The sequence below is a fragment of the Serratia plymuthica genome (assembly GCF_018336935.1).
In the GTDB taxonomy this organism is placed as follows: Bacteria; Pseudomonadota; Gammaproteobacteria; order Enterobacterales; family Enterobacteriaceae; genus Serratia; species Serratia plymuthica_B.
Genome location: NZ_CP068771.1, coordinates 1,664,675 through 1,680,168, shown reverse-complemented (window position 1 = coordinate 1,680,168; position 15,494 = coordinate 1,664,675). Strand labels below are relative to the sequence as shown.

The window sequence follows — 15,494 nt, the reverse complement described above, 5'->3', positions numbered from 1 at the left end:
AACCGATCTTAAAGGAGGAAGCTGGCGCGCTATGCAGGACTCGAACCCGCGTCTATCAATTTTGTAGCCAATACAAGCCATTAAAAAACCAATCACTCTGCCAACTGAGTCAATAGCGCATTCCTTCGCTTCGGGGCATCATTATCCATATCAATGCTATGGGATCAAGCGATCGCTTGATTTTGCAGATAAATCTGACCCACTCAGCGATCCAGTTCAATAATCGGATAATGCCCGCTCATCAATGGCTTGCACAGGATCTTGTAGCCATCACTGTCAAAATGGCTCGCGGTTCGCTGTAGCAACCCGGCCTGGTGCAACGTGCTGACGCTCCCCAAATAGAACCAGTTATGAATCACATGATACTGGCGCAAAGACGCCCCCTGCTCTTCCAGAGCCACTCGTCCGGCATAAGGCCAGGTGTTGATCCGCATCTGTTGCAGCGCCGCCGCCAACCGTTGCTCATGTTGCAGATCCGATTCGACGCCACAACAGGCACCAGCACATTTTCGCAGGCTATAACGGAAACAGGCCCGCCCGACAGGCAGTTTATCAATACCCAACTTACCGTAGCACAGGCGCTGCTCATCAGCGATGACCCGTAACTTTTCCAGCGCGGCAGTGCGGTTGGCAAACAGCCCATACAGATTAGGCGTGGCGGCAAAATCAATGTCTTTGGCGTATACGATACCCACTCGGCCAGGATCCAGATGCAATGAACAGAGCTGCTTCGAACGGCGCAGGCGTTTGTTGAACAGAGGCTGCTGCTGTTTGATCAACTGCGCCTCCAGCAGTAAAGCCCCCACTTCACCGGCCGTTTCATGAAAGCTGATGCGCTGAGTTTGCCGCAGCAGACGAGCCTCATCCTGCGTGCGAAAATGCGCCATCACCCGGCTGCGGATATTAACGCTTTTGCCGATATACAGCGGCATGCTGTCGCTCAGGCCATGAAACAGGTACACGCCCGGCGACTTGGGCAACAGCCCAAGGCTGGTGCGCAGGTGTTCCGGGTACTGATAAATGTCGAGCTCCGGCTCGAGTCGGTTTGGCATCATAGTGACGAATCGCGATCTTGGTTAATCAACATAACTGGTTTTTTATACAGCAAAGCGTTTGCATGCTCAAATTTCATGCATGAAAAACTTTCTTTGATGATGTTTTTATTATCGACGCGGCGGCAAAAATGCGTCTCGCGTTTATCGCCAGTTTACGGTGAGGGTACCTATTGGAATCACAGCTTTACCGCTGTTAGGGAAAACCAAGACAAACCGTCATGAAACCCACTTCACGCCACGTGGCGTTTGTCGCGGCCGGCGCTTTGCTTGCCGTTTTGCTCATCGCTTTGACCAGTACCAGAATCTGGCGCAAATCTACCTGGAATCTGGTGGTTCACCCCATTAATTCACCAGCCTGGCGTCTACGCCTGGCCTTGATCCACCGCGGCAAAACGCATTAATTTTACCCGTATCCTTTCCGGTTCCCCCTATACTTTAGCCATCCTGCCCGCCGACAAAAAAACGTCAATATGCGCGAATATTAACCTGTTTTGGCACTATTCTGGTGAAAATGCATAAGATAAACTGCTAAATTTGATCCTCGGCAGATATAACGTTAAGCTATAGATGCAAAATAATTAGTCACCTAAATGACATATTCTCGCTAAAAGCGGGCATATTATGTGATTCGCATCACGAAAAAATGGCGACATGGAATCTCTTCACATAGAGATCAGATTAGCCACACTGATAACTGGGCAGAAGAAAGTGAACAAGGATCGCGAATTCACGTACGACCAAAATTGATTAAGGGATGATTATATGAAGTTAAGAAAAAAACGACATAAGCCGATGCATATTAATGACATCACCATCATCGACGACAGCAAGCTGAAGAAAGCGATTACCGCGGCTGCATTAGGCAACGCGATGGAATGGTTTGACTTCGGTGTTTACGGCTTCGTGGCCTACGCCCTTGGGCAAGTATTTTTCCCTGGCGCCACCCCCGGCGTGCAGATGATCGCCGCACTGGCAACCTTCTCCGTCCCCTTCCTGGTACGCCCGTTAGGCGGTCTGTTCTTTGGCGCTATGGGCGATAAATTCGGCCGCCAGAAGGTCCTTTCCATCACCATTATCATCATGGCGGTGAGCACCTTCTGTATCGGCCTGATCCCTTCATATGCTTCGATCGGCATCTGGGCGCCGGTGCTGTTGCTGCTGGCAAAGCTGGCGCAGGGCTTCTCGGTGGGCGGCGAATACTCGGGCGCGGCGATCTTCGTCGCTGAATACTCGCCTGACAGAAAACGCGGCTTTATGGGCAGTTGGCTTGATTTCGGCTCTATTGCCGGCTTCGTGCTCGGCGCAGGCGTAGTGGTGCTGATTTCCAGCATCGTCGGGGAAAGCAACTTCCTCGACTGGGGCTGGCGTATTCCGTTCTTTATCGCTGCACCGCTGGGCCTGATCGGCCTGTATCTGCGTCATGCGCTGGAAGAAACCCCGGCGTTCCAGCAACACGTGGAGAAGATGGAGAAAGAAGACCGCGATGCCATCGGAAACCCGCCGAAGACCTCGTTTAAAGAGATCGCGGCCAAGCATTGGCGAAGCCTGCTGGTATGCGTCGGTATCGTGATTTCCACCAACGTAACCTACTACATGCTGCTGACCTACATGCCGAGCTACCTGTCGCATAACCTGCACTACTCGGAAGATCACGGCGTACTGATCATCATCGCCATCATGATCGGCATGCTTTTTGTGCAGCCGGTGATTGGCCTGGCCAGCGACCGCGTTGGCCGCAAGCCGTTTATCATTGGCGGCAGCGTTGGGTTGCTGCTGCTGTCGATACCTTGCTTTATCCTGATCAACAGCAACGTGATTGGCCTGATCTTTGTCGGCCTGCTGGTGTTGGCCGTGCTGCTGAACTCCTTCACCGGCGTGATGGCCTCTACTCTGCCGGCGATGTTCCCGACGCATATTCGTTACAGCGCGCTGGCGATTTCGTTCAACATCTCGGTTCTGGTCGCCGGCGCTACGCCGACGGTGGCTGCCTGGTTGGTCGAATCGACCGGTAACCTGTATATGCCGGCGTACTATCTGATGGCGGTAGCGGTGATTGGCCTGATCACCGGCCTGTATATGAAGGAAACCGCCAACAAACCGCTGCGGGGCGCCACCCCGGCCGCCTCGGATCGTACGGAAGCCAGAGAGCTGCTGCAGGAAACCTACGACAACATCGAACAGAAGGTTGAGGATATCAACGAGCAGATTGCCGAACTGGAGAAGAAAAAGCAGACGCTGATCGACCAGCATCCGAAACTGGACTAAAGCTCAATCTTCCTGGGATTGATGCCGCTCGGTTAGGCACTACATGATCGGAGCGCCATCCCATGGGCCGATAAAAATCCGTAATCTCACTGAAGATTACGGATTTTTTTATGTCCGCTTACTCGGTCAAAGCAAACCGGGACAAAAAACCTTAATGCCGGGTTCAGAAGCCTCATTCCCAGGCCGATAAAAATCGGCTTGTTAGTCGGTGTGCCGCGGATTAATCAATGAGGTCAATACGTGATCCTGCCAGCGGCCGGCGATCTTCAGATAAGACTTTGCATAGCCTTCTTTCTCGAAGCCAAGGCGCAGCAACAGCTTTTCACTGCGGGCGTTCGTCGGGATATAAGCCGCCATAACGCGGTGCAGACCCAACTCATCAAACAGATGACCGATGGCGGCGGTTAACGCCTGGTTCATTATGCCTTTACCTTCGTGCCGGGCGGCGATCGAATAGCCCAGATGGCAGGCCTGGAATGGGCCACGAGCAACCTGGGTAAAATTACAGGCCCCCAGCATTTCAGTGCCTGCGCCATTGACGATACCAAATTGATAGGCACGCCCCTGTTCTGCGTCTTTCCCCGCCTGCCAAAGCCGCTGCTGAATAACTTCAACGTTGTAAAAGTCATCTGACCGGATCGGCTCCCACGGCGAAAGATGCTGTCGATTCTCCCGAAAATAGCGATGAGCAATCTCGGTATCGCTGTCTGTCAGGATCTTCAGACGCAAGTCATTGCCTGCCATGCTCAAGATTTTCATTGTCATCCTCCATTTTTATCCTGCCGGCAGCCTGGGTAACTCCGGCATTATTACGCTGATATTTTATCCCTGAAGCGATTGATGCTAAGCTTAAACAATATTAACCTATTGAAGAATATAACCAACGAGCAAAATAGACGTGCTGATTATCATTGGCGTGGTGATCATGTCCGCGCTCTGGATAGGTACGATGTTTAACCTCGGGGATCTCGCCACCCGCTTTTCACGCATCTTCCACTGGATTGAAAGCCAGCGCTAACGCCCCTACCCGATCATTCTCCAAAAAAACCGCCTTGCGGCGGTTTGACATTCCTTCCAATGGCTCAGTTCACCTGGCACCAGTTATGCGGTTTCACGATACCGCCGTCCGGTGAGGTATAGCCGATGCAACCCAATACGCTGTCGAACAACTTCTCATGAAACACCGGCGTTTTGGCCTGCTGCAACGCCTTCAGCTGATTAAACGCCGCTTGGTGATCGGGCTGGCTGAGAAATTTGTCGGATGCCCAGACCATAATGGGAACGGTACGCTGTTCCTTCGGCGCGTGATCGCGCGGGGTGCCGTGGAAATGCATGTTTTCCGAGATCGACTCCCCATGATCCGAGGCGTAAAACACGATGGCGTTACGGTTACGTAACTGATTGAACACCTGCTCGAGGAAATAATCGGTGTACAGCAGGCTGTTGTCGTACGAGTTGATCATCTCCTCCGTAGAGCAGGCGTCATCAATGCCCTGGCACTCCGGCTTGTAACGGGCGAAAGCGCGAGGATAGCGTTCGGTATACATATAGTGCGAACCTTTGGTATGCAGAATGACCAAATGCTTGCCCTGCGGGTGACGGCCCAATGAATCCTGCAGTTCGTCAATCAACGCCATGTCATTCACCGGTTTGCCGACGTTGCGTTTTTCCGCCTGAATGCTTTCTCTCAGCGCATAATCATCCGCCTGAGTTTTGTTATAGAACCAGGCTTCGCTTTGCATCGAAAACAGTTCCGATGAAAAGCCCTGTTTTTTCAGCACTGAAAAGACGTTCATTTCCTTCAGCGTCCGCTCAGGTTCTTCAGCAGCCCCCCCTTCCCGCACGAACATGCAACGCAAAGAGAGTTTGGTTGAAGTGTCGCAGGAATAACCTTGCAGCACCGCCAGATTGGTTTCTTTATCAAGATAAGGCGTGTTGTCACGCTGATAGCCGTAAACCCCCATGTGATCGCGTCTGGCGCTTTCACCAATCACAAACACCACATAAAGGTCATTCACGTCTTTCGGCGGCTGATAGGTGAAATGCGCAGCCGGGTCGTACAAATTACGGCTGTCCTCCGCCTGGCTGTAAGAACTGTAGGTCAGCAACCCCAACGCCGAAAGCCAGTTCGACGGTGAATAGCTACCGGCGACTACGCCGCCATAGCTGGCCATCAGTTGATTATTTTCGCGATCGTGGCGGTCCTGCACCTGCCCCATCAATTGAAGTGGCAGCCAGCAGCACACTCCGGCGGCCAGCATGATGCTGCCCTTTTTAAACAACGTCGTCCAGTTACTGCGCTTGAGTGCGGCTTCGTGCATCGGTGCCAGCCAGATGAACAGCAGCGGCAACAAACTTACCAGCACCATCCACACGCCAAAATGCCAACCAACCGACTCTTTGGACAGATCAACATCGGTAGTCATCACCGCCGCCAGAATGCCGTAGCCGATATCGACGTGGAACAGCACCATATAATAGCTGGCAGCCACCGAGCTCAGAACCAAAAACGATGCCAGAACGCGGAACAGTCGACGCCCCAAAAACGAGATGAGCAAAGTGATAAAGCACACCAGGCTAAAGGCCGCGACGACCTCAATACCGATCGACAGTAAATTGTCGTAATTGAGTTGCTGGTAACGGCGATAAAATATGGGGATATTGAGCAATACACCGAGATAAAACGCGATAAAGAAAGAGACCTGCAACTGGGTCCAACGTCGGAACTTCTGCATTATTAATACCATTCTCGCCAAAGTGAGTTCATAACAGCTTACTGACACAGGTTGTAGTTGAGGGCACGCGCTCATCCTGCTATTGAATGGTAATCTGACAGATAATTTGAGCCGACGTTGCTCCCGCGAGAAAATTTATCGCTGTTATACTGTAACAAACCATGTGTAAAGGGGATGCCCCATCAAAAACCGAGCCAGGCTGGCCTGCGTTTTGGGTTGGTGAATAAAAGATTCGCGCTCAGCGTGCTTGCCGCCTCTGGAACCGCCACTCAAGAGTTTTAGCGCACAGCCCGATGTTAATCAGCCCCCACTTCTTCCCATTGATTCATCTTAGTGAGTTCAGATCCCCCACGCTGTTACATAAGGTTATTCCTAATTAGCCATCTGGATTGCCGCTGCCTATTGATAGGAATATTCTTATTACGCTATCGTTAACCTACCATAAAGGCATGTACCTAAGTGGAATTGGCAGTATTTTATTTTTTAATGGCTTCTCAGCCCGCTTCGGGCGGCGCTTTAAATTTCACCAGCGGTAAAAATACTATGATTGATTACTCTCTTTACGGTCTCGACGATAAAGACGTCGAGTTGTACCGTGAACAAATATACAACATTGTCGGCAAGAGCGTTGTCCAGGTGCTCTTGTCCAACAGGACCATCACCAAGCAAAGCATTCTTGCCCACTTGATCAAAGAGATCGAAAAGCAGCCCGAGGACCATTGCCAAAAGCTGCACAGAGCCGCTATCGAAGTCATTGGGGTTAACGGTCGCTAGCGAAGATGGTGCGGAAATAGAACCTGCGCGCCGTCACCGTTCGGGCAGTTTTAGCCCCTGAGCTGCACCACGAGCAAGGTACAGATATCTGCAACTCAGTGAGAGGTGCGAAGGGGCGTTATTAGGCAAAGGATATTCAACCTGGCTAAAACGATATGGGCCGCTGACGGAAAAAGAGCCAGAACAAAGGCTGCACTCATTTTTTCAAAAAGTTATCGCTAGCGGCACTCGCCAGATATCGCATCTTTCCCCTGAGGACAAACATCGGAACTTTGCGGAATAACGCCCAATATCGATCCCAAAGATCCTGAGCAGCCAGATAGCATTACAATAGCCAATAAAAATAATCCCCCTCTCATCCAACGCTCCTTCTCTTTTTTACTCTCTGGTTATATCTCACTTATCGTTAACCGTCTTAAAAAACTGCCAGATTTCATGAGAAAATGAGGCCTCCGCGGCATTTCCCATTACGGCACGCTTACTGATTCCCCCAACATTTCGAGCCTAAGATTAATCCAACGGCCGTCTGGAATGCCCATAAGTTTAGACGAGTTGGAAGCGGCTATCAGTGAAGCCAAAGCGTTGCCTTTGAAAATAAGTCTCTATGGCATAAGACGTCTCTCCGCTCTGGACCGGTTCACTGGCAGATAAGCAGGCGATATCTGGCCACAGAAATGCGAGTCAGACAGCAATTTAGATCGTAAAGGGAAGATAGTGCCGGTGGTCGGCGGGCAGTAATTATTCAGTGCAGAATAAAAAGATGTCAGGAAATGGATTTCAGGCACAAAAAAACCGCCTTCCGGCGGCCACGACATTACTGCATATTGCTTTGATTATTCTGGAATTATTTTCCCTGGTACCCGGGGCGGGACTTGAACCCGCACAGCCATAAGCCGAGGGATTTTAAATCCCTTGTGTCTACCGATTTCACCACCCGGGCTCGGGAAAATTGGAGGCGCGTTCCGGAGTCGAACCGGACTAGACGGATTTGCAATCCGCTACATAACCGCTTTGTTAACGCGCCTTAATTCTGCTGCCTTCTTCAGGCCAAAGCTCGTGAAACACCAGCTTTGTTTAATTTGGAGCGGGAAACGAGACTCGAACTCGCGACCCCGACCTTGGCAAGGTCGTGCTCTACCAACTGAGCTATTCCCGCATCAATCAGAACTTACTGATTTTTTTGCTATCTTTCGGCAATTCACTGCTGCCGTCTGATGCGATGCATTCTACTTACCTGACGTAATGAGTCAATAAAATTGTTGTCTCATTACGTTTGTTTGACGATTTTTGCAGCGCTTTGATCAGGGTTCAAGCAAATCTTTCCGGGCAGCGTTCAAATATTGGAACATTGACCAGAAAGTCAGCACTGCCGCGATGTACAACAGACCAAATGACACATATTCAACCGTAGGTTCCGGGCGCCACAACAACCCCACCAGCGACATCATCTGCGCCATGGTTTTGACTTTACCAATCCACGATACCGCCACGCTGCTGCGTTTACCTATCTCCGCCATCCACTCACGCAGCGACGAGATGATTATTTCGCGGGCAATCATGGTCGCCGCCGGCAAAGTGATCCACCATGTGTGGTAGTGCTCCGCGACCAGCACCAGAGCCACCGCCACCATCACTTTGTCCGCCACCGGGTCGAGGAAAGCCCCGAAACGGGTAGTTTGCTTCCAGCGACGGGCCAGGAACCCATCAAACCAGTCGGTTATGGCAGCAAATACAAAGATGACGGCGCAAACCATCGGAGCCCAGGTGAACGGCAGGTAAAATGCCAGAACAAAGAATGGGATCAGAACTACGCGAAACAGAGTAAGCCAAGTCGGTATATTCAATTGCATATGCTACGGTAACTATCTGGCTGGAGTGGGAATTAAGAGTATGTTGCTACATTGCCCTCAGTGTTTCAATGCATTGTAGATCTTTTCTGCCAATGCTTGTGAAATACCCGGCACTTTTGCAATTTCCTCAACGCTGGCGTTCAATAATGGTTGAAGTCCGCCCATATACTTCAACAATACCTGTCGTCGTTTTGGCCCAACGCCGTCGATGAGCTCCAAAGCGCTGGTATTTCTAACTTTTGCCCTTCTCTGCCGGTGCCCGGTGATCGCATGGTTATGCGAATCATCACGGATATGCTGGATCACATGCAGCGCCGGCGAATCCGAAGGCAGAGAAATCCCCTCCCCCTCAGGTACAAAGAACAGCGTTTCCAGGCCGGCTTTGCGATCGGCACCTTTGGCAATACCAATCAGCAAAGGTTTGTTTTTATCCCAGGTGACATTCAGTGAGTTGAACACCTCTATCGCCATGCCAAGCTGCCCCTTGCCACCGTCGATAAAGATAACATCCGGGATTTTTTTCTCTTCCAGAGCCTTACCATAGCGTCGTTTCAGCACTTGCGCCATGGCGGCATAGTCATCCCCTGGCGTAATGCCGGCGATATTATAACGTCGATATTCAGAACGCAGCGGCCCGTTGCCATCGAACACCACGCAGGAAGCGACGGTCTGTTCCCCCATGGTGTGGCTGATGTCAAAGCACTCCATACGATTAATCTCGGAGAGATTCAGGATCTTCGCCAATTCGGCCAACCGCTGATGAATCGTCGACTGTTGGGAAAGCTTGGTTGTCAAAGCAGTCGCAGCATTGGTGCGCGCCAGTTTTAGGTAGCGTGCACGATCGCCACGCGGTTTGCTTTGGATCTGGATCTTGCGGCCGGCCAACTCGGAGAGCGATTCCGCCAACAGGTCTTTTTCCGGCAGATTGAAGTCCAACAGGATTTCCGCCGGCAGAGTGCGTGACTGGCTCCCCTGTAGATAAAACTGTCCGACAAACGTCTGTACCACTTCGCTCATCTCGGTACCGCCCGGCACCTTCGGGAAGTAGCTGCGGCTGCCCAACACTTTACCCTGACGGATAAACAACACGTGCAGGCAGGCCATGCCCGCTTCAAACGCCACGCCTATCACATCCAGATCGTCGCTATTACCCGAAACGAACTGACGCTCCGTTACACGCCGCACCGCCTGGATTTGATCGCGGATACGCGCCGCATCTTCGAAGTTCAATGCCTTACTGGCGTTTTCCATCCGCTCGATCAACTGATGCAGCACTTGCTGATCTTTGCCGGACAGGAACAGGCGCACATAGTCCACCTGCTGTTGATATTCTTCCTCACTCACCAACCCGGCGACGCACGGCCCCAGACACCGGCCGATCTGATACTGCAAACAAGGGCGCGAACGGTTGCGATATACGCTGTTCTCGCACTGGCGTATCGGGAATAGCTTCTGCAGCAGCGCCAACGTCTCGCGCACGGCGTACGAGTTGGGAAACGGACCGAAGTATTCACCCTTGGCATGTTTGGCGCCACGATGAACGGCCAGCCGCGGATGACTGTCTGCGCTGAGAAAGATCAGTGGATAAGATTTATCGTCACGCAAAAGAACATTGTATCGCGGCTGGTATAACTTTATGTAGTTATGTTCCAGTAATAGCGCCTCTGTCTCGGTGTGCGTAACAGTAACGTCTATTTGCGCGATATTTTTAACCAACGTCTCGGTTTTTCGGCTTCCTACCTGCTGACGGAAGTAACTGGCGAGGCGTTTTTTCAGGTCTTTGGCTTTACCGACGTAGATAACCGTACCAGTAGCGTCATACATACGATAGACACCGGGCTGGCTGGTAACGGTGCTTAAAAATGCTTTGGCATCAAAACGGTCACTCACTGCTTAACAACGTCTCCGCATTGAACAATCCGTGTCGGATAGCCAGGTGTGTCAGTTCGACATCACCGCTGATATTCAGTTTGCTGAACATACGATAACGGTAACTGTTCACCGTTTTAGGGCTGAGATTCAGTTGCTCCGAGATCTCATTAACCTTTTTGCCTTTGGTGATCATCAGCATTATCTGCAGTTCACGTTCAGACAGGCAGCTAAACGGGGTTTCCGTCTGTGGCTCCAGTTGGCTCAAAGCCATCTGCTGGGCAATATCCGACGCGATGTAGCGTTGGCCTGCCTGCACCGACCGTATGGCGTTAACCACATCCTGCGGCGCAGCGCCCTTGCTCAGATAGCCTGCAGCACCTGCCTGCATCACCTTGGCAGGCAACGGGTTTTCAGTATGAATCGTCAGCATGATGACTTTAACGTCGGGCGCATAACGTACAATTTTGCGCGTAGCTTCCAGCCCGCCAATGCCCGGCATATTCATATCCATAAGAACGATATCTACGGCATTGCCACGGCACCATTTCACGGCATCTTCACCGCACTGGGCCTCCCCGACAACTTTTATACCTTTGATATCTTCAAGAATGCGTCGTATCCCTGCGCGCACCAGTTCGTGGTCATCAACAAGAAGAACGCTAATCAAGGAAAAATCTCCAAAAAAAGGGAGTAACGCCGTCAGCCTCTGTTATAGCCTGAGATATTACTTGTTTTTCGGCCAAGAATGAACACAGATTAATACTAACTCCCGATTAACTTTGCGAAACGGCGCTGATTTTTGAATTTTAGTCATCTACACCGCCCGATAAAACTGTTCTTTGCGGGTCAAAAACCCGCCGTACAAATATTACTGGATGCGACGCCACCTCAGGATACCGCACCAATCATAAGGTGTGGGTAAAATCAGTGTAAGCAATAGCGACATGGATAATATTAACACGAACAGGGTTATGTTGTAATTTATTGAAATAAAACAAAACGATGATTGCCTTTTCGCCTCCGCTGGAAAAACCGTCGCGAAAGAAAATTATTCAGTATTGACTTATGTGCCAAAGAGCGAGACAGCCAGGCTGATAATTAAAATACCCGGTATAAATCGATAATAACATGCCGGGCAAATACTTATTAACCCCAGCAAAATAACTGTCCTCTTATTCTTCCGCCGTCCTGTTGCCTTACGGATACCTCGAATTCATTAGTTCATTGCGCGTCTGCGCTACACCCCACAACAGACAACGGCTCCGTTAATGTCTCGATAACCACAGAAGGGCACGTTTCCAGCGCTATCTGTGCAGATGGATATCGGATGCTATGCTATACTCCGCGCCCAGATAAATACGCATCTGCATGCCAGAGTGAATGAAATTGATGCTGATGCGCATCAAAATGCATATTGTTTCAGGCTAAGGCCCAAAAAATCAGGAGAGAAAATGAGCAACGTTGACTTCACTACGTCTGCAAACCCGGAAACGCTGGCGACAGAAGTCGCCTGTCTTAAAGCAACGCTGACACTGATCCTGAAATCGATCGGTCAGGCGGATGCCGGGAAAGTCATTATCAAAATGGAACGCTTTATCGCACAGATTGAAGACCCGGCCCAGGCCGAAATCTTTAAAAACAGTATCCAACAAATTAAGCACGCTTACCGTCAGTAAGCTGCCGTCCATCCGGCCTGCCGTTCCCGCAGGCCCGTTTCTTCGCGAGTGATTGATCTCCCAACATTTTTCGGGCAGTGTATTTTTATTTACGCCAGAGAAACCTATGGGCATCCTCGTTAAAGCGCTGATCGGCGCTTTGGTAGTAATTTTAATCGGCCTGCTGGCTAAAAGCCGCAGTTACTACATCGCCGGCCTGGTGCCGCTGTTTCCCACCTTTGCATTGATTGCCCATTACATTGTCGGCAGCGAACGCTCGATCGAAGCGCTGAAAACCACGCTGATTTTTGGCATGTGGGCGGTTCTGCCCTATCTGGTGTATCTGATCTCGTTGTATTTATTTGTCAACAGCATGAGGCTGTCTTGGGCACTGGGTGCGGCGGTGTTGTGCTGGATTGCTGCGGCGTGGCTATTGATTACTCTGTGGGGATGGTGGCAGGGGCGCTGACTGCGCCCCGCCTGATCACGGCCTGCCGGCCTGCAGTACAAAGCCGCGTTGCATATCGCCCGCAATACGGAAGTAACGGCTCTCACCGGCGCGCAGCGTCATCGGTAACCGCCCGCTGGTATCGCGCCAGATGCACAGACTATTTTCGATCATATCCTGCCCGATGCTAACTTCGTTGTTCCCCACAGGCACCCGGAACTCGGCCTTCTCTTTTGACGCCAGCGATGCCGCAAATTCCCCGTTGATATAAACCCCGGTGCGGCAACTCCCTGCCAACATTCCGCTGTCTCGCACCACCACCACTGTGGCATAAGGCGTTTGCGGTACGCTCTGATAAAGCATCAATCGGCTGGGCGGCGGCAACTCAGCCTGTTGCGGCGGAACCGCCTGCGTGGCGCAGCCAGACAGCAGTAAGGTTGTAATAAATAATGCGACGTAATGCTTCATCCTGTGCTCCCGGAAAAAACCAATCTTTATAGTAGCAAGAGAATAGGCCGCAACAGTAGCAGCCGCGCGTGAACAATAGAAAAATAGGATAACTTCCAATAGGCTGGGAAGATACGCGGCGCAAAACGTATTTCACTGCCCATAGCGGCAATGAGCAAAAAAGACCACATAAACCCTAAGAAAAATCTTGGTTATTGTCTTGAAATGGATAGGATTTTTCCGAGATTAATTTAAAATTTAATCATGCGTTTCTTGATATCATCTTGAAAAACTCCCCCTACATAGTTAAATCCGGCCTCAGTGACATACACCCGCGGGTAGCCGCTTTCCGACAGCCCGGTCACCATGTATCCTCGGCTGATCATCTCTGGGGAAGGCGCATTCATCAAAGTAAGAAAACCGCGCCCCCGGCACCATTGATAAAAACGGGTACGGCCATAACCGAACCCATCGCCAACGTCGGAAAGACTTTTCAACCGAACACAATCGACTGATAATGAAGAAAATTTATCATCACTTTTAGGTATTTCAGGTCTATTCAAGAAATAAAACTCCCTTTTCACGCCTTCATTATCATGCAAATCATTCATCGCTCCTGAATCTAAAAAATTTATAGGTGAATTGCAATCGCATTACGAGCCATCCGAATAATAGTTTTAATTATTCTCGGTTTGAAGAACTGGATAAATTTTCACATATCAATTCAGCATTTAAAAAAACCTTACACAGCCAATAATAAAACGGACTCTTTAGGTAAAAATCTTAAAATCATACCCACCAAGAAATCACAAAAAAACTTAGCAAGGAAATTATAACCAAATAACATTAATTAGTTATTGTTCGTTTTCGTCATTAATATTCATCTGCACAGCCCGTATCCCCGCATACCAAAGTGAAAGTGATTTGCGTGAGCGGCGTTATATTCCGGGCCTAAGGCGCTGCCAAAAAAACCACATCCTTCTTCGAACAACGTTCTCAAATAACTTCCTGCGGAGCTTTGTTCTGGCCAGTTTCGCAATATTGTTAGCCGCTTGCCATTCGCCAGCCGAAAACCGGCAATATCCCAAGCCTCCGCAGTGGCGTGCTCGCTAAGCCTTCCCACCGGTCGATGATAGATATTTCGACAGGCGTAGCTGCCAAGATGATCAATACGCACCAGCCTTACACCAAACTGCCGTTGCGCCTGCGGCTCGGCGATTTGCCCAACGAACATTGCGCTGCTTAACGCCAGCGGGCAACTGGCAAGAAAACTGGAACTGAGACGTACCTCACCAAAATTTTGCACCTGCACCGGCGCAACCAGCGGGCATTCGCCCTGACTGTCGCCAGGCAGGCTAAAACTTATACGCCCCGCGTCTCTGGCCCGAGTCAGAATGGCCATGCAGGCTGCAGGATCATTGGCCAACAACCGCAGTTTAAGGCGTGTGACCAGGGTTGGAGGATCGTCCAGCGTCAAAGGAACGAAAGGGTTATAACCGGGTGGCAGATAACGGCTTGCCCAGGGGAACAACAAGGCCAACGCCAGTAATACCGAAAGTAAAACGAGCGTACGTCGCATGCCATTTCCCCCTTAGCCAAAGCATCAGTATATACCCCACGCCTTACAGGCCGCAGAGTTGTTGGCTGCGATCTGTAAGGCAGAATCTATGGGCTCCGCCAGAGTAACCTCAATCTTACCTAAACAATAACCATTATCATTTCCAATTTTAACACCCGTTTATTACACTCCTGCCTTGCGTTGCCTAGGATGATTCTTAGCACGTGCATTTAGGACGACAGAAAGAGTTAGGGAGACCATGAAGACATATAATTTTTTGATTATTTTGCCATTCTTGACATTGACCGCCTGCACCCAATGGGAAAAACCCGGCGCTGGCGCCGCCACCCGCGATGCGGAATATGCCGAATGCAAAGGCAAGGGGTATGAACGTTTTCCGCCAGATATGGTGAGAGATTTTGAGTTTGCCTACGAAAACCAATACAAAAGTTGTAAAAAAGACAAGAAGGATTGCCCGGAAGGTTACCGTTACGAAAAACAGCCCTCGTTCAAAACGGTGCAGAATGATCGCAATGAAGCCGCCCGCTCGGCGACTATCGAAGCCTGCATGTATGGCAAAGGCTGGCACGAAAAAACCTATTACTGGCCACAGTACTAACAGCGCAGTCAACGGGTTCGGCATGCCGAACCCAGCCACCCCGCCGGTAACCGGACGTTATTGATCATCACCATGCGGCATGCCAGTCTTGGGTTTAGGTTTCTCCCCCTCTGGTTTTTTATCCTTTGCAGTCGATAAAGCACGGCCAATCAGCCATAGCAACAGCGGCATCAGCAACAGACATAGCGCCAGCGTTATCAGTGCATTTGTCATCCT

15 protein-coding genes and 4 tRNA genes are annotated in these 15,494 nt (G+C 50.6%); 5 read left to right on the top strand and 14 right to left on the bottom strand.

Annotation, left to right across the window (positions count from 1 at the left end):
- Positions 1 to 22: 22 nt before the first annotated feature.
- Positions 23 to 119 (bottom strand) — tRNA-OTHER (locus JK621_RS07935).
- Positions 120 to 203: 84 nt separating this feature from the next.
- Complete coding sequence (gene cho, locus JK621_RS07930; RefSeq protein WP_212559334.1) at positions 204 to 1,055, bottom strand: excinuclease Cho; 852 nt, start codon at positions 1,053 to 1,055, stop codon at positions 204 to 206.
- A 762-nt stretch (positions 1,056 to 1,817) separates the two neighbouring features.
- Between cho and proP the strand changes: the two genes are divergently transcribed.
- Entirely contained in the window at positions 1,818 to 3,320 is a 1,503-nt protein-coding gene (gene proP / locus JK621_RS07925) for a glycine betaine/L-proline transporter ProP (RefSeq protein ID WP_212559333.1), read from the top strand.
- Between the two features lie 201 nt (positions 3,321 to 3,521).
- Here the strand turns inward: proP and JK621_RS07920 are convergent, their stop codons facing one another.
- The gene (locus tag JK621_RS07920; RefSeq protein ID WP_212559332.1) at positions 3,522 to 4,079 is read right to left on the bottom strand and encodes a GNAT family N-acetyltransferase; all 558 of its coding nucleotides are present in this window, start codon (positions 4,077 to 4,079) and stop codon (positions 3,522 to 3,524) included.
- Positions 4,080 to 4,402: 323 nt separating this feature from the next.
- On the bottom strand, positions 4,403 to 6,055 hold the full coding sequence (gene eptB, locus JK621_RS07915) for a kdo(2)-lipid A phosphoethanolamine 7''-transferase (RefSeq protein ID WP_212559331.1): 1,653 nt from the start codon (positions 6,053 to 6,055) through the stop codon (positions 4,403 to 4,405).
- Between the two features lie 459 nt (positions 6,056 to 6,514).
- On the opposite strand from eptB, the gene JK621_RS07910 reads away from it, so the two are divergent.
- A complete protein-coding gene (locus tag JK621_RS07910) occupies positions 6,515 to 6,829 on the top strand; it encodes a hypothetical protein (protein ID WP_249337155.1) in 315 nt (104 codons plus the stop codon).
- An 854-nt stretch (positions 6,830 to 7,683) separates the two neighbouring features.
- On the opposite strand, the gene JK621_RS07905 is transcribed toward JK621_RS07910, so the two are convergent.
- The 6 genes from JK621_RS07905 to uvrY form a co-directional block, all read right to left on the bottom strand.
- A tRNA-Leu gene (locus tag JK621_RS07905) sits at positions 7,684 to 7,769 on the bottom strand.
- 10 nt (positions 7,770 to 7,779) lie between these two features.
- Positions 7,780 to 7,853, bottom strand: a tRNA-Cys gene (locus JK621_RS07900).
- 56 nt (positions 7,854 to 7,909) lie between these two features.
- Positions 7,910 to 7,985 (bottom strand) — tRNA-Gly (locus tag JK621_RS07895).
- Between the two features lie 145 nt (positions 7,986 to 8,130).
- Positions 8,131 to 8,679: a CDP-diacylglycerol--glycerol-3-phosphate 3-phosphatidyltransferase gene (pgsA, locus tag JK621_RS07890; RefSeq protein WP_212559330.1), complete on the bottom strand. Its 549-nt coding sequence runs from the start codon at positions 8,677 to 8,679 to the stop codon at positions 8,131 to 8,133.
- 57 nt (positions 8,680 to 8,736) lie between these two features.
- Entirely contained in the window at positions 8,737 to 10,569 is a 1,833-nt protein-coding gene (gene uvrC / locus JK621_RS07885; RefSeq protein WP_212559329.1) for an excinuclease ABC subunit UvrC, read from the bottom strand.
- Positions 10,562 to 11,218 (bottom strand): UvrY/SirA/GacA family response regulator transcription factor, encoded by a 657-nt coding sequence (uvrY, locus tag JK621_RS07880; protein WP_004942941.1) that lies wholly within the window; start codon positions 11,216 to 11,218, stop codon positions 10,562 to 10,564. The genes uvrC and uvrY overlap by 8 nt, the downstream gene beginning before the upstream one ends.
- Positions 11,219 to 12,002: 784 nt before the next feature.
- Between uvrY and JK621_RS07875 the strand changes: the two genes are divergently transcribed.
- Positions 12,003 to 12,227 carry a DUF2594 family protein gene (locus tag JK621_RS07875; protein ID WP_004942939.1) on the top strand — a complete coding sequence of 75 codons (225 nt, stop codon included), beginning with the start codon at positions 12,003 to 12,005 and terminating at the stop codon, positions 12,225 to 12,227.
- Between the two features lie 106 nt (positions 12,228 to 12,333).
- Positions 12,334 to 12,675, top strand: a complete 342-nt coding sequence (locus tag JK621_RS07870) for a GlpM family protein (RefSeq protein WP_212559328.1) — start codon at positions 12,334 to 12,336, stop codon at positions 12,673 to 12,675.
- A 15-nt stretch (positions 12,676 to 12,690) separates the two neighbouring features.
- Here JK621_RS07870 and JK621_RS07865 read toward each other — a convergent pair whose 3' ends face one another.
- The 3 genes from JK621_RS07865 to JK621_RS07855 all read right to left on the bottom strand — a co-directional run bounded on the left by JK621_RS07865 (position 12,691) and on the right by JK621_RS07855 (position 14,680).
- Positions 12,691 to 13,122 carry a hypothetical protein gene (locus JK621_RS07865; protein ID WP_212559327.1) on the bottom strand — a complete coding sequence of 144 codons (432 nt, stop codon included), beginning with the start codon at positions 13,120 to 13,122 and terminating at the stop codon, positions 12,691 to 12,693.
- A 230-nt stretch (positions 13,123 to 13,352) separates the two neighbouring features.
- Entirely contained in the window at positions 13,353 to 13,712 is a 360-nt protein-coding gene (locus tag JK621_RS07860; RefSeq protein ID WP_212560287.1) for a hypothetical protein, read from the bottom strand.
- A gap of 269 nt (positions 13,713 to 13,981) precedes the next feature.
- The gene (locus tag JK621_RS07855; protein ID WP_212559326.1) at positions 13,982 to 14,680 is read right to left on the bottom strand and encodes an extensin-like domain-containing protein; all 699 of its coding nucleotides are present in this window, start codon (positions 14,678 to 14,680) and stop codon (positions 13,982 to 13,984) included.
- 238 nt (positions 14,681 to 14,918) lie between these two features.
- Here JK621_RS07855 and JK621_RS07850 point away from each other — a divergent pair, with 238 nt between their 5' ends.
- Positions 14,919 to 15,278, top strand: a complete 360-nt coding sequence (locus JK621_RS07850) for a hypothetical protein (RefSeq protein WP_212559325.1) — start codon at positions 14,919 to 14,921, stop codon at positions 15,276 to 15,278.
- Between the two features lie 57 nt (positions 15,279 to 15,335).
- On the opposite strand, the gene JK621_RS07845 is transcribed toward JK621_RS07850, so the two are convergent.
- On the bottom strand, positions 15,336 to 15,491 hold the full coding sequence (locus JK621_RS07845; RefSeq protein WP_212559324.1) for a hypothetical protein: 156 nt from the start codon (positions 15,489 to 15,491) through the stop codon (positions 15,336 to 15,338).
- Positions 15,492 to 15,494 lie beyond the last annotated feature (3 nt).

What these genes read in the sequence shown, in the direction of transcription:
- cho (WP_212559334.1), bottom strand. Translation starts at nt 1,055, where the DNA reads ATGATGCCAAACCGACTCGAGCCGGAGCTCGACATTTATCAGTACCCG.
- proP (WP_212559333.1), top strand. Translation starts at nt 1,818, where the DNA reads ATGAAGTTAAGAAAAAAACGACATAAGCCGATGCATATTAATGACATC.
- JK621_RS07920 (WP_212559332.1), bottom strand. Translation starts at nt 4,079, where the DNA reads ATGAAAATCTTGAGCATGGCAGGCAATGACTTGCGTCTGAAGATCCTG.
- eptB (WP_212559331.1), bottom strand. Translation starts at nt 6,055, where the DNA reads ATGCAGAAGTTCCGACGTTGGACCCAGTTGCAGGTCTCTTTCTTTATC.
- pgsA (WP_212559330.1), bottom strand. Translation starts at nt 8,679, where the DNA reads ATGCAATTGAATATACCGACTTGGCTTACTCTGTTTCGCGTAGTTCTG.
- JK621_RS07875 (WP_004942939.1), top strand. Translation starts at nt 12,003, where the DNA reads ATGAGCAACGTTGACTTCACTACGTCTGCAAACCCGGAAACGCTGGCG.
- JK621_RS07870 (WP_212559328.1), top strand. Translation starts at nt 12,334, where the DNA reads ATGGGCATCCTCGTTAAAGCGCTGATCGGCGCTTTGGTAGTAATTTTA.
- JK621_RS07865 (WP_212559327.1), bottom strand. Translation starts at nt 13,122, where the DNA reads ATGAAGCATTACGTCGCATTATTTATTACAACCTTACTGCTGTCTGGC.
- JK621_RS07860 (WP_212560287.1), bottom strand. Translation starts at nt 13,712, where the DNA reads ATGAATGATTTGCATGATAATGAAGGCGTGAAAAGGGAGTTTTATTTC.
- JK621_RS07855 (WP_212559326.1), bottom strand. Translation starts at nt 14,680, where the DNA reads ATGCGACGTACGCTCGTTTTACTTTCGGTATTACTGGCGTTGGCCTTG.
- JK621_RS07850 (WP_212559325.1), top strand. Translation starts at nt 14,919, where the DNA reads ATGAAGACATATAATTTTTTGATTATTTTGCCATTCTTGACATTGACC.
- JK621_RS07845 (WP_212559324.1), bottom strand. Translation starts at nt 15,491, where the DNA reads ATGACAAATGCACTGATAACGCTGGCGCTATGTCTGTTGCTGATGCCG.